We start from the raw sequence: 23,117 nt of genomic DNA, 5'->3' as shown, positions 1-23,117 counted from the left end.
GCAGATCTGTTGTAACCGACCATTCTGGCCATTGATGACGCCACGTAGGTCGATACGCGAGCGGAGAAGTTCGAACGTCGAACCAGAACGGTTTCAACGCTGACTGGCCTACGGCCGAATAACAGCTTTCGAGAGTATGTCATACGAAGGCACTACGGTTCCACGGCGTGACTCACCTGCAGGGGAGTGTGATTACTGTGGGCATCCGTTCCCGACGACCGACCGCCTCGTCCTCCACAAAGGCTTAGAACATCCCCAAGAGCTGGATGACGACGAGGAGGACGCATTCCTCTCTGCCCGAGCAGACGAAGAAGACGAGTTGCGTACACTCCGTCTGAAAGCGCTTGGAGCCCTCGTGCTCCTGTACTTCGGTCTTCTATTCATGTATGCTATCTTTGCCTGACTCAGATACGAACACCGGGGCAAGCGAAGAGGTACACATAGAGTCAGGTCCAGGGTCGAGGCTTCGTCATTGGGTCGTCTCGAACACGAAGCTCAGACTCTTCGTACAGTTTGTACTCTGGGTCTCGATACTGACGCTGTTTACCGAAACAGTCGCTGCCGGTAACGGGATGACGCTCTCGAAGCAGCCTCGGGATACCCTTGCCGTTCCCCGATGGCTGTATCTTGCCACTGGCGGCGCCACGATCGGCGCCTCTGCCCTACTTGCGAGCTTCGTTACTGATCGAGCCTTTATCCGCTATCTCCACAACTGGTCACTCCCCGGTCCGACGGTCGACGACTGGTGGACACCGATTCGATGGATCGGACGTAGTTTTGGGATTGTCGTCCTTGGACTGGCAGTGTATCTCGGACTGACCGGACCGCAGCTCCCGACAGCAAGCTTCACCATTCTCGTCACATTTGTCGTCGTTCGAGCGGGCTTGCCGATGCTTACGTATCTTGGAGGGAACGTTTGGCCAGCACTGAACCCCTGGCGAGGGATCGTCTCGCTTCTCCCAGCTGGACACAGAACGTATCCAAGAGAATTAGCCCGATGGCCAGCTGTCGGTGGCCTATTACTCCTTGTGTGGATTGAGGTGATTTTCCCTGTCAGCACGATTCCGTCAATTCTTTCGCTTGCGATCCTCGGCTACAGTGCCGTCACAATCGCAGGCGCAGTACTCTTCGGTCCTGACGCGTGGTTCGAGAACGCAGATCCGTTATCCGTCCTGTTCCGATTTTTCGGGGCTGTCGCCCCTGTAAAACGGCGGGACGGGAAGCTCACTGTAAAACTGCCCGGTAGCGACCTGACTGACTCAGACTTAATCACGGACACCTCCGATGTTGCGTTCGTCATTGCGCTGATTTGGGAGCTCACGTACAGCGGCTTCATCACGACGCAGACGGGCGCAGCAACTACCGAGGCACTCGTCAGCCTCTCCAATATTGGAGTGGGAGCCGTACAGATTCGTGCGATCCTCATCTACACACTCCTTTTCGTCAGTGGCTACGTCGTTTTCTTCGCCGCGTATTGGTATGCGGGCGTACTCTCTCGGCGACGGACCGGGACATACATCACAGCGAAACGTATCGCCTTTCGGTTTGCACCCTCGCTATTGGCCATCGCAGCGGGATATCACCTCGCCCACTACACCGGACTGGCTGTATCCCTCAGTCCGGCTCTAGGCATGGCAATTCTCTCTCCACTGTCGCCCCCAGCGAATCCCCTGACATTGTCTCCACCTGGGTGGTTCGAGGGTTTGAGTATCGCCTACGTGCTCATCGGGCATCTCCTCGCTATCTGGGCAGCGCACGCGACCGCCTACGAACTCTTCTCGAGTCGTCTCGTCGCAATCCGGAGCCAGTACCCGTTCATCGGTGTGATGATCGGGTACACCGTTATTAGCCTCTGGATTCTCTCACTTCCAGGAGCGACGCCCCCATATCTACCCTGATTCTGGTGGTTTCGAGAGAACAACGGATCGCACACTAAGGTCAGAACTCAACCAGAAAGATCACTCGGCAGTGAACTCAATCGGGTCCATGTCGAGAAACGCGGTTTCGTAGCCGTCGTGGCGCGCCAGTTGGGGTGGTGTCTCTACAGTGATTCTGACCGTATCGCCAGTCTTGAGTTCATCAATACCCATCCCATAGAAACTCCCGAGGTCAGGATCAAGGGACGCTTGGAGTGTCCCTTGTGTGATTGTATCCCCTCCACGGTCGAGTGTTGCTGAAAGAGCCATCCTCGGGAGCATCACGCGATTGTAGGGTGTGCGTGGAGAAACGATTAGGAAGGGTCCTTCAGTATCACTAAACCGATGGTCACCGTCAACGAGAGCAACCAGCATCGTTGCGTCACCGGATTGCCCTTCGTGGAGTAGTCGACCGGGAAGCTCGGATTTTGTCGGCACGACCGGTTCAGGAATCATTTCCATATCCATTAGATCGACTGTCCCACGGGTGCCTGCTTTGTCCCCTAACCGGCGAATCTCCAAATTGTACGTCTCATCCGTATCGAACGTGAACTGCATCGTGGCAGACTGTCCCTCTGTAAATCGCCCGTTGAATGGACTCGTACGAGCTGTCTGCAACGGGCCAACCTGGAGCGTCACATCGTACTGTCCTTCCCCCGGGAGAGCGATATTGTCGCCGTAGTGGAACCCCATATTCGGCGAGATCATCGGCCAGAGGTTGGTCGAGGACACTCGACCGTCGCTGTTACTGATTTCGACAGAGACGTCGACCGGGAGGATCGTCTCCGTCTCGGTGTCCCAGACACTCGCCATCAGATGCACCGAATCATCCGACTGAACGACGACTTTCGTCTTTCGTGAGCCAGTGAGGTTCCAGAAACGGTGCGGGAAGGAGTGCATCAGTGCAAATCCGAGACTGCCTGCCGTCGTCGTTCCGTACATTCCCATCCCTTCGATGATTGCCGGATAGTAGACCGCGTCAGGTCGATCCTCCACGATCGGTGGATCACGCCATGCAGACTGCGTCTCGAATCCGAGCCGCCCCAGGCAACCAGACAGTACCAGGCCCCCCGAGAGAGCAGTCCCCTGTTTGAGAAACGTTCTCCGATTCATGTTCTCCTCTGAGATACTATGTTTGGTAGATTCATTGAGTCGACCTCGCTGTCGTCAACCGGGGGTTTCTGTAACTGCCAGCCTCGGCCATTCTGTGACTGTCTACGCTAAGCGAACGACGAATCCGGTGAGTACCAGGAGTGAGACAACGCCAAGTAACGTCGCCAGTAGGAGGTGCTTCTCTTCCATAGATTTGGCTTCGGTTGGAATTCTAAAGACACCTTTGGAACTACAACGTCACCTGCACATCTGGCATATCAACGAAGGCTGTCTCGTATCCTTCATGGCGAGCTGTTTGTGGGGGCGAATCGACCGTGATCGTCAGCTCATCTCCCGTCTGTACATCTGCGACCGTCGCTCCGTAGTGATAGCGGAGCTCTGGATCGATGGTTGCCTGTAGAATTCCGTCGAACACTGACATCCCGTCACGGTGCAGTGTTCCCGAAAGCGACATCATCGGCAGCATCGTTCGATTGTAGGGTGTGCGCGGAGAAACAGCGAGATACCTCTGCTCCTCGTCCCCACCGAAACGTGACGCGTCTTCGAGGATCGTAACCACGAACTTCGCGTCCCCACTCGTCCCCGAGCCACGAACGTCCCCCGGGAGCGCGTCCGGTGTCGGCACTTGCGAACTCGGTAACATCTCCATGTCCATCAGGTCGACAGCACCCTTCGTGCCTTCTCTGTCGTCGGGAATGTCCGTATACGAGATCTCGTTGAGCGTCGATTCGCTGAATTCGAACTCGAACGTGAACGAGGCGTTCCCCTGATTCTCGGCCAGCGACCCCGTCCGTCGCGTCGACGGCCCGCCGATGCTGACCTCGACAGTGTATGTGCCGTCGCCCTGGAGCTGTGCGTTATCGCCGAAGTGAAACCCCATCGGCTGGGAGAGCATCGGCCACGGTGCGAACTGGTCGACCTGCTCGCCGTCCTGTGTAATCGTGAGCTGTGGATTGATATCGGGTGGGATGATCCCCGTCTGTGTCTCCCAAACGACCGGCATCAGGTGAATCGAATCTTCGGATTGAATCTCGACCTTCGTGATCCCATTCGGCTTCATCAGCCAGAACCGGTGCGCATACGAGTACGTGAGCGCACAACTGTACCCGCCCTGTTCCTTCATTCCGGGCATTTTCATGCCCTCGTAGTGGGTCGGATAGTAGACTGCGTCCGGGCGGTTCTCGGGGAGCGGTGGTGCCCGCGCTGACCGCGTCTCAAACAGGCCGGTACACCCCGCGAGCCCCACGAGTGACGTGCCCCCGACCGCCCGAAGCACGTCACGACGATTCATGCGTCACCTCCTGTGCGTTCTCGACCGGTCGCGCAGGCGGCAGCGAACGCAACGACCGTGGGGGGACGAGGAAATTACCGCGACGCTCCGTTCGGATGTACTGCAGGATGCCGTTGTTGTTTCGCTGACCGACGGCCGACTGCTCGGTGACGTCAGTGCCATTCATCGCTTCTCTCGTGTCGACGAAGTCGGTGATCCGTCGCTGGAGCGCAAGGAAGTGGAGGCTGGCGGTTTCACCGTCGGTAGAATCGAAGTCGCGCCGAAGGATGAGAGGCGAGTCATCGTCATCGCGAGCGCGGGCGGATTTCTGGGAGTGACCGACGACGCCCATCTCGCGGGCCGTCTCATCCGTTGGCTGACAGTCGTCGATTTTGCTGCTGGTTCCGAGATTGTCTCCAGCGCCCTCGATTACGTCGTTCTCGGCGTGGTACGGACAGAACATCTTCGCCTCACGCTGCCAGCGATCGTCCTGATTGTACCACTGATTGAGATTGAGCTGGAGCTTGGAGATGTGCTGGGTCGTTCCACCGGCGAACGGCCCCGACTGGATTGTCACGCGATCTTCACTGGCCTGGTTCTTTTTGAATCCCGATTTGAATCCCATAAACAGCGGCGCGTCCTCTGGGACCTTATCTGCCGGAACACCCTCTGCATCGTCAGCATTCTCCGCCGGCAACCCGTCCCCAATAAAGCCCGTCCGCCGGTCGGCGATTGAGAAAACATCGGTCAGTGTAGCGTCAGGCTGATCGACACCGTTGAGGGTTGATTTGTTCCCTTTGAGGGCTTCTTCGGCACCGAGCACCACCTGTGCCGTGTTACTCGCGAGATGGACGACTGCATCGGGCGTATCGAACTCGGGATCCTCAAACGGCGCAAGTGCTTCTGGATCAGGGAGGTCAACGTCTTCGGGAAGCGATTCGTCGAATCGGTCGAAGTATGCCGGAGAATAACTCACCGTGAGCAATAACCCGCCCCCGCTTCGCTCGTAGGCGTGTTCGATCCCACGGAGAGCTGTTTCAACTTGGTCACGGTCGTCTTCGTTCGGGGGCCCGTCTCGTCGGTAATTTAGATAGAGGAGCACACGATGGCTCGGAGCGACGACGTTCCCGTGGTCGTCCCGTGGGAGGGCCTCATTCCAAGCGTGCTGACGTTGTGGATACGACGAGAGATCATCCGGCCCTGTTGGGACGTCAACATCTTCACGGCCTAAACAGGCACTGAATGCCGCTGCGCCTCCGATAGCGACGGCCGACTTGAGGAATTCTCTGCGAGGGATACCTCTCTCATCAGTCATTGACGACAGTTAGGAAGCCAACGGAAAAGGCGGTTCTGGTAGAGTTCTTGAATCCCCGCTCAAGGTCGGTAGTAGACTATCTGGTGATGAGCTTCTTCACCAAGTTCCACCCGATAAATCGGGGGGCCCGCTTGCGGTATTGCTCGTATTCCTGGCCATACTGCTCTCGCAGCCACGGTTCTTCGGCAAACGGGAACAGTGCGTACACGAGGATGGTCAAGATGCCGTGTACAGCCAGTTTCCGGGAGTTCACTGCAATGATCGCGCCGACGATGAACGTAATGAATCCCACGCTCTGAGGGTTGCGCGTGTACTGGTAGATACCGTTCGTCCGAAGTTCCCCTTCTCTTCCACTGCTTTCCATCCACCCAAGTTCGAAGAGTGCTGAGAGGGCAAATCCCATCCCGAGTGCGGCGATACCGCTACCCGTGAGTTTGCTCCAACGTTCGGTGAAAATGAAGGAGTCCCGATCGAGCGCGCCCAGCACGGGAAACCCAGCGAACACGACGGAGAGCGCTGACCAATTGAACCACCACCGCCAAGAGCTGTCACCGATGGGCCACACTCGACGGTCAGGATGAACCGCACTGATGGCGTACCCGAGAATCAGCGTGACATCCGCGACGACCGCCGTCAGGAGCGCACGATCTGAGAACGAGGACATACGTGTATGTCGTGATAGTGAAGGACAAAAAAGTGAGACAATCTTGGGTTCGCATCTGGGTACTGCTCCCTCTGAAGAGGTTTGGAACCACCAACCACTCTCTACAATTCTAACATCCGGAGTAACTCGAATCGACGTTCTCAGGTAACTGCGTTTCAAATTCAGCCCACATGGCGGGATTTGTCCCACTCCATAGCGGGTTTACCGGTTCGCAGTCCCTTCCGTTGCTCGTGGTGATCACCGCCGCGGCTGCGGGTACAGCGGTACTTCTGGGACTTGCGATCGGCGCGTTCGTTCAACGCCAATCCCGTCCATATCTGTTAATCGTCGCTGCATTGGCTGCCCTTCTTGGACGCTCTGCGGTTGCGGGGATCTCCATCGTAGGCCTGTTTTCACAAGCCGAGCATCACCTCCTCGAACACGGGCTTGATGTCATTCTTGTAGCGCTCGTTATTGCTGCAGTCTATCACTCCCGAACCATTTCGAACGAGACCAACTTCGATACATGACACACCAACGTGACCGAATTCACGAGTATATTGCCACCCACCCTGGAGAACACTTCAACGCGCTCACGCGGAGACTCGACCTCGCACCAGGACAGGTACAGTACCATCTCAGGAAACTCCAGAATCAAGAGAGAGTGGTCAACCTACCTCTCTATGGCCGGACCCACTATTACACACCGGAATATGATGCGTGGGAGCGGGGAGCAATCGCTGTCCTTCGCCGGGAAACAGCACGCGACATCTTATTCTGTGTTCTCGAACAGGGAACATCCAGCCCGAACGCTGTCACAGAGTCCCTCGGGATTGCTCGGGGAACCCTTGAGTGGCACTTGGATCATTTGACGGAACAGAATCTCATCGAGAAACACCGAGATGTCAATAATCACGTGACGCTGGTCGCAGCCGAGCGGACTGAGACCGCTCGCCTCCTCGAAGAGATCTCCCCCTCGCTGTCCGATCGGATGATCGACCGGTTCACCCGCCTCGTCGATAACCTATTGGCGGATGGATCGTAACGAGCCCTCGGATGTATTTCGTTGAAACGAGAACTTGATTGTTCGATTACTGCACCCACTTGGATAGAACGCTATGCAGTCCCTGAGTCCACGGTTCCCAGATACTGGGTTTCCCACTCACGACGTGCCTCTATTTCACGCTGACCGCGCTGTGTAACTGTGTATACGTTCGTCCGCCTGTCGAGTTCACCCTTCTCGAGCAGTCCTTTGTCGACGAGGTCGTCGAGATTCGGATAGAGGCGCCCGTGGTTGATCTCCTGTTCGTAGTAGTCGTCGAGTTCGTCTTTGATTGCGAGCCCGTGTGGTTCCTTGAGCCCGGCCGTTACATACAAGATGTCCCGCTGGAACCCAGTTAGATCGTGCATCCGTCTGTTCTCTATTTTGAGGGGTGGCATATGTTCTCTCTGGTACCCCGAGGCGATTTTGGCTTGACTGGGTCGGGATATCGCGTGAAAACTTCGAACCTTTATATAGTGGACAGGTGAATTCCGCGATGGAATGTCTGACCTAATCGTCAAAGCAGCCGTGAAGGACGCACTCTCGGACAACAACGTCTCGGCAGATTTCTACGACACGCTCAACGAGGAGGTCGCCGAACTGCTCGACGACGCCGCAGAGCGTGCCGAGTCCAACGACCGGAAGACGGTCCAGCCCCGCGACCTGTAGGCCTGCGTAACGCAGCCAAGCCCGTCACTCGAACGTAGCTTTTTGAGGTTCCTGTACAGAAGTTAGGAAACGAAGATGGCGGACGCACCGGATACTGAACGGCAGGCGGTCGAGCCTGAGGCAGGAGACGTCCTCAGCGTGTCACAGCTGAACGACCGAATCGCCTCGGTCGTCGAGGATGCGCCTGCCCTCGACGGTGTCCGCTGTATTGGCGAAGTCACGGATCTCCATCAGAACAGTACAGCGCTCTACTTCACGCTTACCGATGGCGACGCCGAGCTCCCCTGTATGATCTGGGCAAACCGCTATCGGAAGATGGACGCCGAGCTCGAGGACGGGACTGAGGTCATCCTGGAAGGCGATATCGACTACTGGACTGAAGGCGGGAAAATCGACCTCAAGCCGTGGGAAGTGATCGTCGTCGGCGACGGCGACCAAGCGGCCGCGGTCGAGCGACTGCGCAGCGAGCTCGAAGAGCGTGGCTGGTTCGACGACGAGCAGAAACAGCGCCCGCCAGCGTTTCCGGAACGGGTCGGTGTTGTGACCTCACTCCGAGGGGATGCTCGGTACGACATCCAGAGCGCGATCCACGAGCAAGACCCTACAGTCGACATCCTGGTGAAGGATGCGACCGTCCAAGGGTCAGAGGCACCGACGTCTATCGCGAACGGGATTCACCATCTGGACCGCTCCGAGGACGTCGATTCAATTATCGTCGGCCGCGGCGGTGGGAGCGATTCGAACCTTCAGGCGTTCAACACCGAGCGGGTCGCGGAAGCGATCTTCACCGCGAACACCCCGATCGTCACGGCAATTGGCCATACTGACGACCGGCTAATCGCGGATCGGGTAGCGGATATGGCCGCGATCACACCGACAGCGGCCGGCGAGTACATCGCGAAGTCTCGGAATGACTTCCTGGCTAGCGACATTGGCCCGCTTGAGCAACAGCTTGAGGCCGCGTACGAGACCTTTGAACAGGAGCACGAACACGAACAGGAACTGGCCGAGGCAGTCGAAGAGGCGACCGCGCCTGAGGGCCTGTCGCCAGTTTACTACAAGGTTGCAATTGTCGTGCTCCTAGTGCTGTTGCTGCTCATTACTGCACTCTGGCTGGGGGTGATCTAATCGATGGCAAAAGACACGGACATCAGGAGTCGGATGAACCGAATCGAAGAGATTATCGACCAACTCGACGCGGATGAGGTGTCACTTGATGAAGGGAGTGAGCTGTACGAGGAAGGGCAGGAGTTACTAACTGAAATCCGCGAGCGACTCCACGAAGGCCAGGGCGAGGTCATCGAGATCAAATGAGGAACGGCAGCGGTATCGACTGTCTCTCCGCGTTAACCAACAGCCTGCCGTTGTTCACGAGCTTGTTGGTTAAGGTCGCTAGCCACGGTTACCCTTCAGGCTTATCTGCGATGTCCTCCCATTTCGAACCGTTCGACGGTAGTTCCAATGTTCCATGAGACGGTTCTGATATTCGGCGTCTACCTACTCGCGTGTGGTGTAGCGTGGATCCTCCATGAGTCCGCACACTACGCCGTCCACAGGCTCTATGCGGAATCAGTCTCGTTCGGTGTCAATCGACGTGGCCCATACGTTGACGCCGTTTACGCCCCGTCTGCTCCGACGGTCGCTATCCGACTCGGTTCGATCGCGCCGACTCTCCTCTATACCCCTATTGTCGTACTCGGAATTGGAGCCTATCTCTCGTCGAATCCGGTTCCACAGTTGGATCCAGTCGGGTGGTCGCTTGTCGCCGTTCCTCTCGTGATTTTGACTTTTCCGACTGGTGCTGATATCCAAGCGTGTCTCAACGCCTCAGAATAGCGTTTCTTAACGTGTATTCGGTCGGCGTCAGACAAACACTTCATTAGTTACATAGTCAGATTTTAAGAAAGTCATTGGCCGTCAGTATTTAGTAGATAAGACGCAAGTATGTGCAAATGTATCATGGCACAAGCCAGTCCCCGCAGTACCCCCCGTGAAACTGATACGGACGAGCGGTCCTCCGTGTCAGTTGAAGCGTGGTTGGAGGCGGTCAGTAGAGAACTGGATCCCGCCGAGTGTGAGGACCTCTCCGAACTCGGCATCTACTCGATCCACGAACACAGCAGCGCCCGCACGATCACCCTTCCTGAGGATGCGGACGAGTTCGAGGACGCGACGACGGTAAAGCAGTACTATTTCGAGGGCGAGGATTGCCCGCTTCTCATCGTTGCTCCGCTGCAGGTCTAAGTCGCCCTGTGGGTCGCAGATCAGCAGTCGGTGTCATCTTCTTTGTGGTCGGAATAGAACTGGATGAGGTACTGGAATCGGCCTGTATCACTCGTGAATGAGTCGAGTTCTTCCTGTAACCACTCGTATTTGTCCTGCGGGATTCGCATATTGATTCGGGCCACATCGTCGCTAACATCCGAGTCGGAGTTGCTGGCGCTGGTTGCTGTGTCCGCGTCTGACATTAGTTCGACCCAGGCTATGCGGTCGCATATATCCCAGTAGAATGAGAACTTCTCTAGAGAACTTGGAGAACTTTGAAGATCTACAAATTCATTCAAATTTTCTGACCTCTTTTGGTCGTGCTATCCTTTCCCACAAACGATGTGTGCTAAGGTCCCCTCCGGCGAGACGCCGGCCAGTACTGAGGAATCGACGTCCGTCATTCGGATCATCCACAGGTCCATCGGCCCGATTCTGCTGGCGCTCCTCCCGCTGATCCTGTTCGTGGGGACGGCGGCCGCACAGTCGGATCCGGGGAGCGCATTCTGCGACTCGAACATGGCCGACACCATCCAGAACATCTTCACCATCATCCAGTTCGGTGGGCCGCTCATCGGCGGCGTCCTCGCGCTCGGCGCGACGGTGGCGATCCCGTTCACCCGTCGCTCGGACTGGAAGAAGGAGATGAAATCTGTCCGGAATCAGGGCCTGCTCTGGGGCGTGATCGTCGCCCCCCTCGGGACGGAGATCGTCCAGTTCATCCTGAACAACATCGTGGTCGGTGGCACGAGTTGTGGATTCTAACCACGCACCAGGATTCGCACTCGTCATGTCCGCCGTCCTCGTCGCATCGACAGCCGCCGTTCCAGTGGGCGCCCATCCCCCGAATAGTACTGACCACGGCGTTCCGGAGGAGACCTTTCACAAACTGTGGTCGGGGGATCAAGACGGTGCGACCGACGGTGCGAATCTGAGTAACGGGTCGGCGGTCGAGCAGCTTGGCGAGGGGACCGATGTCCCGTTCGATTCGCCCCCGCGTGCAGTTGAGCGATGGAACCGTGGCGACCACTCGGAGTTCCCGGCGACCAACAGCTCCGTGTCGATCCATCCACCAGATGCGGACCTCACCAGCGACCAGTTCATCAAGGAAGCCTATACTGAGGTGTTCGCCGTTCAGCCGTCCACCCGAGCGCGCCTCTCGTCGTCTAGACAGCCGCTTTACGTCGCTCCAGACGGGACGCTCCGCGGGACCGTCGATTACCGGGTGGCGGTGCCGCCTGACGACACCTCCGGCGATCGACGTGTCTACTGGAGTCTGGAGAGCCATCAGGTTGAGGAGACGAGACTCCTCGTCGACGGCGACGAGGAGACGACGGCTGGTGGTTCCCACACGCCGGCACTGTCGTACTCCTTGGATGGATACGCCGGCGAGGACCACCAGCTCACGCTCCAGGCGAATATCTCGGTCCGACTTCGGAAGGAGGTCGAAGTTTGTACCGCTCACAACGACGAAGGCGATTGTACCAACTGGGAGAGTTCCGTTTCATACCCGACCGAGACCGTCACGGTAACCGATTCCATCGAGGTCACGAAGTATGACCTCGCGGTATCAGGGTTCATCGCGGAGTATCCGAACGGTGATCTCGGCCTCGTCGTTTACAAGAACCAGCCGTGGCTCGGCTACCAGTTGCCCAACGGTGATGTCCGAGGTGTCTGGCGGTTCTACTCAGCCCGAGACAAGGACTGGGATACGCTGGTCTACAGCTCGGACGACGGACAGCGGACCGCCCACTCACCGCTCCATCCACTCCAGGTGAACGCGTACCCCATCGAGACGGGGCCGACGCCGTCGCCCCGCCGGAACGTGACGATACTGGATGTGTACGGGACGTCGACGTCGCCGCCGACGCTCCCGTCGAACGTTCACCTGGATGTTCTCACGGAGTCGTACACGGCCAGCTACGGCATCGCGACGCGGGCCACGACCGACGAACAGCCCGAGACTGTCCGTGCGTGGGGGCTCGTCAGAGGGGTTGAGGCAGAACGGCCCGCCGATGAGTTCGCTCGAATCCAGATCGACGAGAGCAACCTCTCTCTGGAGGTGGTGAACCAGACCGAAGATACGGTCACCGTCCGGGTGACCCTCCAGAACGCGAACACCGGCGCACCAATCAATACCGACGAACGGGACGGCTACGTCGTCGTCAACGGGCAGCGGGTGAACACGACCGGGAACGGAACCGTCACGACGACGATTGAACGTTCCCCTGGCGGTGTGTCGGCCCGATACGAACCCGGCCACTGGTGGCTCAATCCTCCCGGCTATACCGGCGACTCGGATACTGTCCTGCTGCAAGGCTCAGTGCTCCAGTTGGTGTCGACGCTGTTCCGGATCGGCGTTCCCGTCTCGCTGTTCCTCCTTGCAGTGTTCTTCATCGATCGGATTACAGGGTGGCGTATCTGGCCCCCGTGGAGGTCACTATAATGATCAGAGAACATTCAGAATCCCATGACCGGAATTCGGAACGGTGGATTAGTCGACGCCGTCTTTTGGCTTCGTCTGGAACAGCCCTGCTTGCAGGAGTAGCAGGGTGTTCCGGAACCGATGGTCCCGGCAACCAGACTGAATCCCCAACAGGTTCGTCCTCTACGTCGCCGTCTACAGATTCGGTATTTGAGGAAATCAGCTTCGCGGGACCCAACCTTGTGGTGACGCTGGCTGATGATCACGATGTCGACCAACTCAATCTGATTGGTCCAGATGGTACTACGTTCGAACAGTCAACCGTTGCACAGGGAGCTACAAGAGTCGAAATACAGATTGTCTTCAAGACTGGTGGGACGTACTCTGCCGGCGAGTACGAGTTAGTCGCCGTTTCGGGCGAGACATCTGAGTCGATGTCCCTGGAGCTTCGGCCCGATATCCAGATCGTCGATGTCGAACCGGAGTTCGATGAAGATGATGGCTACAGTAGCGGTCGGCTCTTTGTGACGGTCGAGAACGTCGGTACTGGTCCCTCTTGGGTGTATAATATTGGCTTCCGGAATGCGCCGTATCGGAACGCACCTGAGGTAATCGAAGGAGACGGCGTTGCTGATACCACGTTCGAGCGTCCGGAGGCGAGCGAAGAATTCCTCAGCCCCGGTACTGAACGGGAATTCCTGAAACAACGGGGTGTTCTCGTCATCGATGACAACGACGATGTCTCATGTGAGAGTGATACTGCAGAATTAACCGTTGTTGTTCAGACCCCACACGGAGATATTGAGCAACCGATTCGGGCGGAACTGTCCGGTGGATACCACATCGACGATCAAGGCGCAATCCAACACCCGTGTAAAGACGTCCAGATTGAACTACTGGACGGGGGTGGAGACAATGCGTAGTCCCGTCCGATTCCTAGTTCGCTCTATCTTCGTCTTTTTCGGGCTACTGACTACGGGCACTGCTCCGGTTTTAGCTCAAAGTGACGGAGGCAGCGATGGAGGTGCTCTTGGAGACATTATCATCAGCGCTATCCAAGAACTCCTTGAGATACTCTTCAGCCCTATAGAGACCGTCATAGAGAATCACGGTGATGCAGTCTTGCGGACAGTGGTGGGTACTCCCCATCCAGATTCGGTGTTCAATCAGCCGACGAACGCAGCGTGGCCCGGAATTTATGACTACTACTGGGAGATGATTATCCCGCTTTCGCTATCGCTGTACGGCCTCTCGATTGGAATCGTCATTTTCCTTGAATCGACGAGCCACTTGTTCAACGGATACCATCGCTCGAAGCTCAAGAAACGCGCCTTCGCTGGACTGCTCGGTATCTTGTCGTGGTGGTGGATCTCAGCGCTATCGTTGCGGTTTATGGATGCATTGGCTGGGTTCCTCGTCCCCTCGGTGTCAGAAATCTCGCTATTCCAGACGCTGTCGTTCACTGGGATGGGCGTGCTCGGCACGGTCGTCGCTCTCTCAACGAATTTGCTCCTATTCGTGTTGATCGGCCTGATTTACCTAGCGAGACAACTGGCACTCTACCTATTTGTGTTCCTGATGCCACTACTCATTGTATTCTGGATCCCTGGCGTCGGGCCGTTCGCCCTAGTCTCGAAATTCATGAAGAAGTTGGCCGGGTTCTACGTCCCTTTCCTGTTTATGACGGTTCCAGTTGCTCTCCTGTTCCGTCTCGGGGACATCTTGGGGACGAGCTTCGGCCCCTCAGCCGGTGAGTTCGGGGCTTGGTTGACGGCACTCGTTATCCCGCTTCTCGCCGTTGCCTCTCCGTTTGTTTTGTTCTGGCAGGCCGGGGCGTTGTTCTTCATCGCCGACAGGGCGGCCAGGCATATGTCTGCTGAGAAGGCCCGTAGTCGGTTGTCTAGAGGGCGTGAACAAGTCCAATCGGCCAAACAGGGTGGGAGAAACTTCGTTCGAGGAGTGCGCGATGAGCCCGCAGTCAAGAGCGGTGGCCAATACGTCTTGAACTCTGGTGATTCGAGAGCCCACTCTACCGGCCAACGACTCAATACGACTGGCTCTCGCCTCCGTGAAGCGATCACCGACGGCAGCGGTGGAGGGGGAGGAAACAGCGGAGGCGGAAACCTCGGCGGCGGAAATGATGATTCTACGGCCGGCTCCACCACCAGCGAGGATAGTAGTGGGAACGACGGAGGCGAGGAATTCGATCGAGACGATGCGTTCCGGGACCCCCAGACTCGGAACCGGAATCCAGATTCAGCAGATGACCCGCCACGCTATATCCACTAACAACCCATGAGCTCCGCAACTGACCCCGCGAAACGAATTCCGAAGTCACTCGGTACCGACACCCAGTTCCTCGGGAAGTACTCGCTGACGGACCTCGCCGTCGCCGGTCTTCCCGGTGTACTGGTAGTCCTGGTGACGCAGGTCGTTATCCCACCGTCACTCACCGTTCGTGGCATTCCGGTGTCCGCCCTCACGATCCCCCTCGCAGCGATTGCGATCGCCTTCGGTGGGCTGTTCGTCTACCTCACGCCCGGCTACACCAACAGTCTCGACTGGCTCGGTCTGTTCGTGAACTTCCACCGCAGCGAGACGGAGATCGCCCACGAGGAGGCGAAGGAGTACACTCACGTCGAGCGCGTCTACCCGCGACAAGACGCCATCGAGCGGACGGACCGGGCTCTTGTCGGAGCCGTTCAGGTGTCGCCACCGACGATGGCGCTCGCGACCGACGAGGAGTGGGCCCAGAAGGCGGAGGCCTTCCAGGACTTCGTCAATACGACCGTCGAGTTCCCGATCCAGATTTACTCGACGACGCAGGCGTTCCCCGCCGACGAGTACGTCGGGCGGTACGAAGACCGGTTGAGCGACCCGGACGTCAAATCGAACGAGAAACTCCAGGCGCTCATCGAACACTACGTCGACTGGTACGACCGGGAGCTGGCGCAGCGTCAGATGACCATTCGCGACCACTACGTCCTGATTCCGGTACGACCTGAGGAGGTCCGATACGAACGGGCCAGCCTCCTCGAAAAGCTCGCTAGGATCCCCGTACTGGGCATCCTCATCCAGATTGTCACGGCGCCGCCGGAGGAGGAAGAGCGAGCCGCGATGCTCGAGGAACTGGACGAGCGGCGCCGGCGGGTCGAGCGCGGCCTCCGCGGCATCGAGGGGTGTGACACGCGCCCCGTTGATGCGGCCGAACTCACCCGCCTCATCGCGGAATACTGGACCGGCACGGAAATCGAGTACGGCGACCCCGAACAGGTGCTTCGAACGTCCCCCGTCATCAACAAGTCATGATTGGAAACCTGCTGCCCTTCACCGGCTCGGATAGTTCAGAAACTGACGACGAGGCGACCGCAGACGAGGCCCCCGACGAAGAGGGGGAAGATGCTGAATCACAGTTTACCGTGGACTACGAGGCCGACGGTGAGGCAGTCGACGGCATCCCCGAGATCCATCAGACCGTCGTCTCGCCGTCGAGTATCGAGCGAACGCCCAGCGCCCTCCGGACTGACACCCAGTGGGCGCAGAGTCTGTGGGTCGGTGAGTATCCCGATGCTCCGATGGATGGCTTCCTCGAAAAACTGTACGCGGCCGCCGAGACCCAACAGACAGATGTCAGCATCCACATCGATCCTCGTGATACGCGAGAGACGTTGGATTCGCTGGAGAACAAGATCGAGGACCTCGAAGCCGACTACGAGTACCTGACCGAGAAGCATCGTGCGAGCGCCCGGGGCGTCGAGAAAGACCTCGAGGACCACCAGGAGATGTACGACGTCCTTCGGAACACGACGATGCAGGCGTTCGACGTCTCGATGTATCTCACGGTCAGGGGCAACGATCGCGAGAACATCGACGCCGAGTCGGTGTCGACGACAGCCCGACAAGCGCCTGCGAATCTGACGCCGGTGACGCCCCGGTGGTCACAGCTGAAGACGTTCACCTCAGCGAGCCCGATCGCCCTGGATCAGTTCAACGAGACGCTCGACAGCAAGACGCCGATGCTCGGCGGGGCAGTCGGCGCGATGTTCCCCTTCGTTTCCGGTGCGTTTGCGGAACCCGGTATCGAATACGGGACGTACGCGCTGAATTCGAGTCCACTCATCCTCGACCGATTCAAACGGCAAACCGGCTACTGTATGATGGTTATCGGCCGGCTCGGCGCAGGCAAATCCTTCGCGACGAAGCTCCGGCTCGTGCGGCGGGCGATGTTCGACGAGGATACGGTCGTCATTATGCTCGACCCGATGCGGGGGTTCGCCGGCGTCAACGAGGCGCTCGATGGCGAGCGGATCACGGTCGGTGGCCGGCGGGGGCTGAACCCGCTGGAAATCAAACCGACGCCCGACCACGTCCTGCAGGAGGTCGACGACATCGACCCGTGGGGCGAGCAGATCAACTGGGTGATGACCTTCTTCGCGACGTTCTTCGAGCACGTCGCAGACCATCCACTCGGCGAGCGCAACCAGACGCTCCGGCGGGCCGTCCAAGAAGCCTACGAGAAGCGCGGGATCACCCGCGATCCAGAGACGCACACCCGGGACTCGCCCACCATCCACGACGTCATCACGGTCCTCGAAGAGATGGTCGAAGACCCCGAGGAGTACGGCTACGTCACGGATGGGGAGCAGGAAGCCGTCCAGTCCGATGCTCAGTCGCTACTCAAGGACCTCCGACCGTCATTCCGCGAGGGCGGTGAACTCGAGAATCTGGCTCGCCCCTCCGAGTTCGACCTCGATTCGAAGGTCATCTACCTCGATCTCCACCAGGAGGAGGGGACCCGTGGCCGGGCGGAGACCAGCCTGATGATGCAGGTGCTGTTCAACAGCGTCTACGAGCGGGTCAAACAGACCGACAAGCGCGTCGTCTTCTGTATCGACGAGGCGCACTACCTGATGAACGACGCCGTCTCGTTGGACTTCCTGGAGACAGCCGTCCGGCACAGCCGCCACTTCGATCTGAGCCTCGAATTCATCACGCAAACGGGGGGTGAATTCGCGCTGACGCCGGAGGCACGCACCATCGCGAACCTCTGTTCGTTGACCGTCCTCCACCGCGTCAATGAGGAGAAAGAGAAGATCGCCAAGTGGTTCGACCTCAGCGAGCGGCAGGTGAACTGGGTTACCTCCGCGAAGGCCGGGGAAGACGAGGACGGCTACTCTGAGGCGCTCGTCGGTATCGACCAGGAGGGATGGTTCCCACTCCGAATTCGGGCAAGTGACTACGAGGCTCACGTTATCGACGGCGGCGCTGCGGACGTGGCCGAGCTTGAACCCGAGCCGACGACGAGCGTGACGAATCCAGATAGCCGACCCGCCGGAACGCGTGCCGACGGCGGTGAACCAACTAGCACTACCACTCAGGAGGATGACTGAACAGACCCCGTCAGAAATCCCGTCAGTGGCTAACGGCGACGAGTACATCCGGATCACTCCCTCCCGGAGCGATCTCGCGCCGGAGACCGTAGTCCGTCAACTGGCCGGCCTCCACGGCCTTGACGCTGGCAACGACGGACTTCTCGCAAGTATCGGTCCCTTCGGCGATCCGCCACCGGTGTTCGAGTTCCTCGCAGTGAGTGAGGGGGCAGACGAGCCGGTCGAGTTCTATTACGGGGCCGACCGCCGGTTAGATGCCTTCGAAGAACGCCTCCGGACGCTGTATCCTCCGACCGTCACGTTCGAGCGGGTCACCCTTGACTTGGAAACGAAGCTACTCCCATCGACAGCAGACCCGTCTCAGGACCACAGTGCCGGAGGTGACGATAGCCACGGAATGAACCCCAGGACAGCTGAGGAATTCTCCGGAGACCCGAATTCGGATTCAGAGCCCGTGACTCTCTTCGATTCGACGGGGCAGGAACCGGTCGGTGATGGCGGAAGTGTGCTGTCGGAGAGCACTATGTCGCAGGACGAGGACGAAGTCTTGTTCGAGGCCGATTCGAGTGACGAGTCCACAGCGGCTGGTCCGTCCGACTCCGAACTCGATGCCGATCACCAGCCGGCTCATACGCAACCGACCGTCGATGAGACGACCCCACTCGGAATCAGTTGGCACGGGCAGGCTACCCGGCGGGAAGACTGGATGACGACACTACCCCAATTCACGAATACGGAAGACGACGATGACGATCACGCTCGGGCCCCGCTCGCGTCACTCATCGATCAGCTGACCCGGGCCGAACACCCGATCGCGTTCCAGGTACTCTTTCAGCGGAAATCGGACTGGACGCACGAGGCACGAGAGCGCCAGCGGAAGCTCCGTGAAGGCGAAGACCGGGTCGTCGACTGGTTCTTCGGAGAACTCCTCGGAAACACAGAGAACGAACCACAGAGTCCGTCGAACACCGGGCGACAGCGTCGGTATCTCGACATCGGTGGGCGAGAGCGGGTCGAGGCTATCGACGAGAAGGAGCCACAGCACACGTTCACGGTGAATATGCGGGCACTTTCGCTCGTGACCTCCGACCGACAACGAGAGCGGGTTGACCATCGTCTCGATGATATCGGGTCGGTATTCGATCACCTGAACGGGCCGCACTATCGGCTCCGACCGAAGCGCATCCGCCGTGGGCTTCGAAAGGGGCGGCGAGCCAAGAAGCACGCCGACCGGGTACTCAACGCTACGTTGGCTACCAAGAGCGACTGGCGGAAGACCCGCCCCGATCTCGTCCTCGGGCCGGCTGAGTTGGCGAACTTCGTGGTCGTTCCGCCGGCAACTGACCTCACGACCGAGGGCGGGCGGGGGTCCGACGCCGAACCCGAGAGCCGGACGCCCCTGCCACTCCCGGCGCAGGACCACATGGATGCGTTCACGGACGCCGGGATGGCGATCGGCCGCGGTCTTGGGGAAGACGGTACGCCCACGTCGGAGCCGATGCGGATTCCCCCGCATCTACTTCCGTTCCACGTCGGCCGGTTCGCGAAGAGCGGCGCCGGCAAATCGGTCGCGCTTGAAAACGACGCCCTCTCGCTGTACGACCAGACGAACGGGCCAGTGTTCATCATCGACTCCAAGGGCGGGAATTTCCCCGAGAACTATATGCGGGCTCACGCGAAGCGCTTCGGCACCGACGACCTCGAGGAGAACGTCCTCCACTTCTCGGTGCCCGACATCCTGCCTGGCTTCGCGTTCTTCGACATCACGCCGGCATTGGAGGACGGCGTCCGACGCGTCGACGCGATTCAGGACAAGGCCGACCACTACGAGGAGCTCATCAAGCTCGTGATGGGGCCGGAGCGGTACGAGGACGCCATCGCCTCGCCGACGCTCATCAAGTACCTCATCAAGGCGATGTACGACGAGGAGTACGGCCTCGAAAACGGACACTTCCGGCAGGATACAAACTACTTCACCCACGACCAGTTTGAGCAGGCGGTGACCCAGTTCCACGCCGCCGGGCCACCAGATTCGACACCCGAAGATGCACCGCGAGCCAGCGACCCGCAGGTCGCCGAGAAACTGGAGCGACACCTGCGCTCGAACCCGGCGACGTTCTCGAACGTCGTGAGCGGCATCAGCAACCGGATGGACTACATCACGCAGGACGCCCATCTCCGGCGGATCTTCAACAATACCGAGTCACAGTTCGACTTCCGCGACCTCCTCGACGAGGACAAAGTAGTCATCTTCGACCTCGGCGATCTCCGCGACGAGGCCGCCCGTGTGATGACCGGCGTCATTCTGACGCAGCTCTACGATGCTGTCAAGCGTCGCGACGGCGACGAGCTGGCCCGCAAGCCAGACGACTACGTGGCGAACCTGCTCATCGACGAAGCGTCGTCGGTCGTCGTCTCTGATACGCTGACGACGCTGCTCGAAAAGGGGCGGGAGTTCCGGCTATCCATCGAACTCGTGACGCAGTTCCCTGAGCAGATGAAGGAGGCCGGCAACCGCGAGGTCTACCTGAACGTCCTGAACAACATCGGCAGTCCGCTCGTCGGGAAGATCGCCGTCGACGCCGACATCGCCGAGGCACTCTCACACGAGGCAATGGATCCCGTCGAGTTCAAGAATCGGATCAGTTCCCTCCCGCGTGGCGAGTGGATCGCACAGCTCCCGAGCCCAGAGTTCGGCGAAACCGGCCCCGACCCGTTCAGTATCGAACCCCTTCCGATTCCACCCGGTCATCCCGATAGCGAGCAGCCACTGACCGGGACGCAAGAAGAGCGATTCCAAGACGCCTTGGACGCCGTCCACGAGCATACCCGCGAGGAGTACGGGGTCGCCGGCGGGACGACCGTGGAGAGCCGTGACGCTGCGACTGACGTCGCTCTGGAGAACGCGGATGACCTACCGTTGGAAGTCGCGATGGCCCGTGCGATTCGCGCCGTCCAGCTGTCGAACGACGTACGTGAGACGAACGGCTGGGTCTCCGTCGAGGACGTCGATGAGGAACTGCTCTCGCGCATCGAGGAAGACACCATCGAGGCGCAGGGCTACGAGACACTACCAGAAGTGAGGGAGGCGTCCTCGCTCATCGAGGTCGATCTCCCGGACGGTGGTTCGTCGGTGCAGTGTCGGCTCACAGACGAGGGTGAGCAAGCAGCCGCGCCCGACACGTCGACATCACCGACCGGCGGGGGCGAGCACCACGATGCAGTCCTTGAAACGGTCGAGCAATCCCTCGCAACTGCGGGGTTCTCCGTGGAGGTCCTCGATCAGAACGGGGAGTCCCGCCCCGATGCCATCGCGACGCATCCGGATCTCGACCGGGAGCTCCAGGTGGAGGTCGAAACCACCACCCACGTCCGGCCGGCGAAGGTCCTCACGAACCTCCGGAAGGCCCAGGAACAGGAGCGAATCCCGCTGTTCGTCGTCGCAGACCACGACGATCAGCCGGCTGACGAGATTGCCGACCGGCTTGCGAAAATCCTCAGCGAGCCGCGAAATCAGCTCTCCTCCGGGGAAACACGGCTGTATACGATGAACCACAACGTCACATTCAACGGTGGTGCGCGAGCCGCGGATGGAGTGACGGCCGTCCGACCGGCCACTGGTGGTAGTCGCCACACCCGCTGGTTCGAGCGGGACGGTGCGTTCGTCCTCGAGGATAGTGCCGGAGACCAGCACGCCCGGATCGACTCCTTCGACGCTGTGTCGAAAGATCAGTTCCCGGCGACGTACAGCTACGACGCCGAGAGCGAGTCATACACCGTCTTTAGGCCGGGAGAACTTCCCGAGTCCTACGAGTCACGTGAGGCGTTCGAAGCGGATTGGGTACCTGTCAAGCGCCCGTTCGTGCCCAGTACCGACCTACCCGTTCCGGAGTACACGGATGATTCGTATGCGATAGGTGTCATCGAGGATGAGCAGAATCTCGAGCTCTACACTCGAGACTCTGACGCGACCAAAGACCTTGCTGGGCTCATTGAGGCGATCGAAAACAATGAACTCCATCTGGCAGGTGTGGAGCCAGACGAACCTGCCGATAAGCAATCTATGAAGCAGGAAGACCACGAGAACGATCCGTTCGGCATCCAAGCATTCGTCCGCGATAGCATCGTTAAATCCGGCGACGGGGTCGTCGCGGTCGCTGAGGTCTACGATGCGTACGAGCAATATGCGACGGCCGAGGAGTACGAGGTGAAGCCAAAAAACCGGTTCACACGTACGCTTCGCGACCACGTTGCGTTCGAGCGTGACAAGAAGTGGTTGGACGGTCAGACGCGACGCTGTTACGTCGGAATCGAGCTGGACGACGCCGGCGACCAGGAGGAACCGAATGATGCCAGTGCGTAGTCGTTTCGCTCCCGCTCAGGAGGTGCAGGAGCACACGAAATGACGCTCTCCGAGGCAGCCATCCGCGAGCACTACCGTCGTGCCAAACCCATCTACGAGGCGCTGGCGACTGTCAAGAACTATCCAACCATCGGGTTGAACGACTTCGTCGGATGGTACATCAAACGCGACCACGACGACGTCGAGGCGATTAANGCGACTGTCAAGAACTATCCAACCATCGGGTTGAACGACTTCGTCGGATGGTACATCAAACGCGACCACGACGACGTCGAGGCGATTAAGGCCGGGGATCCGCAGCGCGGACGGGTTGCCCGCCTCGATCGTGACTACGACGAGATTCACGACCGCCTCAACCGGACCCTCTATGCCGTCACCACCTACAAGACACCGACCGCCTTCCAACAGTGGGAACCCTGTCGCTACGACGAGNACGACCGCCTCAACCGGACCCTCTATGCCGTCACCACCTACAAGACACCGACCGCCTTCCAACAGTGGGAACCCTGTCGCTACGACGAGTCTGAGGGGACGACCGTTTGGCAGGATGAGCCCCCAACCCCCGGGTATGCCGACCTCCGGGCAGTTCCCACCTGGGGCGATATTGACCTCGCCGACGACATCAAGCCGCAGCGAGGCGACCTGGATGGCGANGGGTATGCCGACCTCCGGGCAGTTCCCACCTGGGGCGATATTGACCTCGCCG

At 59.0% G+C, this 23,117-nt stretch carries 21 protein-coding genes; 15 read left to right on the top strand and 6 right to left on the bottom strand.

Features of this window, described 5'->3' with window-relative positions:
- Positions 1–136: 136 nt before the first annotated feature.
- Positions 137–403, top strand: a complete 267-nt coding sequence (locus tag C444_RS18370) for a hypothetical protein (protein WP_004594555.1) — start codon at positions 137–139, stop codon at positions 401–403.
- Positions 387–1,898: a hypothetical protein gene (locus C444_RS18365; protein WP_004594554.1), complete on the top strand. Its 1,512-nt coding sequence runs from the start codon at positions 387–389 to the stop codon at positions 1,896–1,898. The genes C444_RS18370 and C444_RS18365 overlap by 17 nt, the downstream gene beginning before the upstream one ends.
- A 60-nt stretch (positions 1,899–1,958) precedes the next feature.
- On the opposite strand, the gene C444_RS18360 is transcribed toward C444_RS18365, so the two are convergent.
- From C444_RS18360 to C444_RS18345, 4 genes are all read right to left on the bottom strand, one after another.
- Positions 1,959–3,029 (bottom strand): iron transporter, encoded by a 1,071-nt coding sequence (locus C444_RS18360; protein ID WP_011222433.1) that lies wholly within the window; start codon positions 3,027–3,029, stop codon positions 1,959–1,961.
- A gap of 229 nt (positions 3,030–3,258) precedes the next feature.
- Complete coding sequence (locus tag C444_RS18355) at positions 3,259–4,320, bottom strand: iron transporter (protein WP_004594552.1); 1,062 nt, start codon at positions 4,318–4,320, stop codon at positions 3,259–3,261.
- Positions 4,307–5,614 carry a twin-arginine translocation signal domain-containing protein gene (locus tag C444_RS18350; RefSeq protein WP_011222434.1) on the bottom strand — a complete coding sequence of 436 codons (1,308 nt, stop codon included), beginning with the start codon at positions 5,612–5,614 and terminating at the stop codon, positions 4,307–4,309. The genes C444_RS18355 and C444_RS18350 overlap by 14 nt, the downstream gene beginning before the upstream one ends.
- A 76-nt stretch (positions 5,615–5,690) precedes the next feature.
- Positions 5,691–6,278, bottom strand: coding sequence for a methyltransferase family protein (locus tag C444_RS18345; RefSeq protein ID WP_004594550.1), 588 nt, complete (start codon positions 6,276–6,278; stop codon positions 5,691–5,693).
- A 230-nt stretch (positions 6,279–6,508) separates the two neighbouring features.
- Here C444_RS18345 and C444_RS18340 point away from each other — a divergent pair, with 230 nt between their 5' ends.
- Positions 6,509–6,787: a DUF7471 family protein gene (locus tag C444_RS18340; RefSeq protein ID WP_225935279.1), complete on the top strand. Its 279-nt coding sequence runs from the start codon at positions 6,509–6,511 to the stop codon at positions 6,785–6,787.
- Positions 6,784–7,302 (top strand): winged helix-turn-helix transcriptional regulator, encoded by a 519-nt coding sequence (locus C444_RS18335; protein ID WP_004594548.1) that lies wholly within the window; start codon positions 6,784–6,786, stop codon positions 7,300–7,302. The genes C444_RS18340 and C444_RS18335 overlap by 4 nt, the downstream gene beginning before the upstream one ends.
- A gap of 71 nt (positions 7,303–7,373) precedes the next feature.
- Here C444_RS18335 and C444_RS18330 read toward each other — a convergent pair whose 3' ends face one another.
- A complete protein-coding gene (locus tag C444_RS18330; protein ID WP_004594547.1) occupies positions 7,374–7,667 on the bottom strand; it encodes a PadR family transcriptional regulator in 294 nt (97 codons plus the stop codon).
- A gap of 133 nt (positions 7,668–7,800) precedes the next feature.
- Here C444_RS18330 and C444_RS18325 point away from each other — a divergent pair, with 133 nt between their 5' ends.
- From C444_RS18325 to C444_RS18305, 4 genes are all read left to right on the top strand, one after another.
- A complete protein-coding gene (locus C444_RS18325) occupies positions 7,801–7,968 on the top strand; it encodes a DNA-binding protein (RefSeq protein WP_004594546.1) in 168 nt (55 codons plus the stop codon).
- Between the two features lie 75 nt (positions 7,969–8,043).
- Positions 8,044–9,096, top strand: coding sequence for an exodeoxyribonuclease VII large subunit (xseA, locus tag C444_RS18320; RefSeq protein WP_004594545.1), 1,053 nt, complete (start codon positions 8,044–8,046; stop codon positions 9,094–9,096).
- Positions 9,097–9,099: 3 nt separating this feature from the next.
- On the top strand, positions 9,100–9,282 hold the full coding sequence (gene xseB, locus C444_RS18315) for an exodeoxyribonuclease VII small subunit (RefSeq protein WP_011222436.1): 183 nt from the start codon (positions 9,100–9,102) through the stop codon (positions 9,280–9,282).
- Positions 9,283–9,927: 645 nt separating this feature from the next.
- On the top strand, positions 9,928–10,212 hold the full coding sequence (locus C444_RS18305; RefSeq protein ID WP_049909612.1) for a hypothetical protein: 285 nt from the start codon (positions 9,928–9,930) through the stop codon (positions 10,210–10,212).
- Between the two features lie 20 nt (positions 10,213–10,232).
- On the opposite strand, the gene C444_RS18300 is transcribed toward C444_RS18305, so the two are convergent.
- On the bottom strand, positions 10,233–10,436 hold the full coding sequence (locus tag C444_RS18300) for a hypothetical protein (RefSeq protein WP_004594541.1): 204 nt from the start codon (positions 10,434–10,436) through the stop codon (positions 10,233–10,235).
- A 139-nt stretch (positions 10,437–10,575) separates the two neighbouring features.
- On the opposite strand from C444_RS18300, the gene C444_RS18295 reads away from it, so the two are divergent.
- The 7 genes from C444_RS18295 (at position 10,576) to C444_RS18265 (ending at position 22,411) form a co-directional block, all read left to right on the top strand.
- Positions 10,576–10,998, top strand: coding sequence for a hypothetical protein (locus C444_RS18295; RefSeq protein WP_004594540.1), 423 nt, complete (start codon positions 10,576–10,578; stop codon positions 10,996–10,998).
- Positions 10,988–12,679, top strand: coding sequence for a hypothetical protein (locus C444_RS18290; RefSeq protein ID WP_004594539.1), 1,692 nt, complete (start codon positions 10,988–10,990; stop codon positions 12,677–12,679). The genes C444_RS18295 and C444_RS18290 overlap by 11 nt, the downstream gene beginning before the upstream one ends.
- Before the next feature lie 224 nt (positions 12,680–12,903).
- On the top strand, positions 12,904–13,581 hold the full coding sequence (locus tag C444_RS18285) for a hypothetical protein (protein WP_232508509.1): 678 nt from the start codon (positions 12,904–12,906) through the stop codon (positions 13,579–13,581).
- Positions 13,574–14,947, top strand: coding sequence for a hypothetical protein (locus tag C444_RS18280; RefSeq protein ID WP_004594537.1), 1,374 nt, complete (start codon positions 13,574–13,576; stop codon positions 14,945–14,947). Before C444_RS18285 ends, C444_RS18280 begins: the two co-directional genes overlap by 8 nt.
- Positions 14,948–14,953: 6 nt before the next feature.
- On the top strand, positions 14,954–15,967 hold the full coding sequence (locus C444_RS18275; protein ID WP_004594536.1) for a hypothetical protein: 1,014 nt from the start codon (positions 14,954–14,956) through the stop codon (positions 15,965–15,967).
- Complete coding sequence (locus C444_RS18270; protein ID WP_004594535.1) at positions 15,964–18,048, top strand: VirB4 family type IV secretion system protein; 2,085 nt, start codon at positions 15,964–15,966, stop codon at positions 18,046–18,048. Before C444_RS18275 ends, C444_RS18270 begins: the two co-directional genes overlap by 4 nt.
- The gene (locus tag C444_RS18265; RefSeq protein ID WP_004594534.1) at positions 18,041–22,411 is read left to right on the top strand and encodes a type IV secretory system conjugative DNA transfer family protein; all 4,371 of its coding nucleotides are present in this window, start codon (positions 18,041–18,043) and stop codon (positions 22,409–22,411) included. Before C444_RS18270 ends, C444_RS18265 begins: the two co-directional genes overlap by 8 nt.
- Positions 22,412–23,117 lie beyond the last annotated feature (706 nt).

The organism is Haloarcula japonica DSM 6131 (genome assembly GCF_000336635.1).
Lineage (GTDB): Archaea > Halobacteriota > Halobacteria > Halobacteriales > Haloarculaceae > Haloarcula > Haloarcula japonica.
Note: the sequence above shows the minus strand (reverse complement) of the source record. Positions and strands in the feature narration are given on the sequence as shown.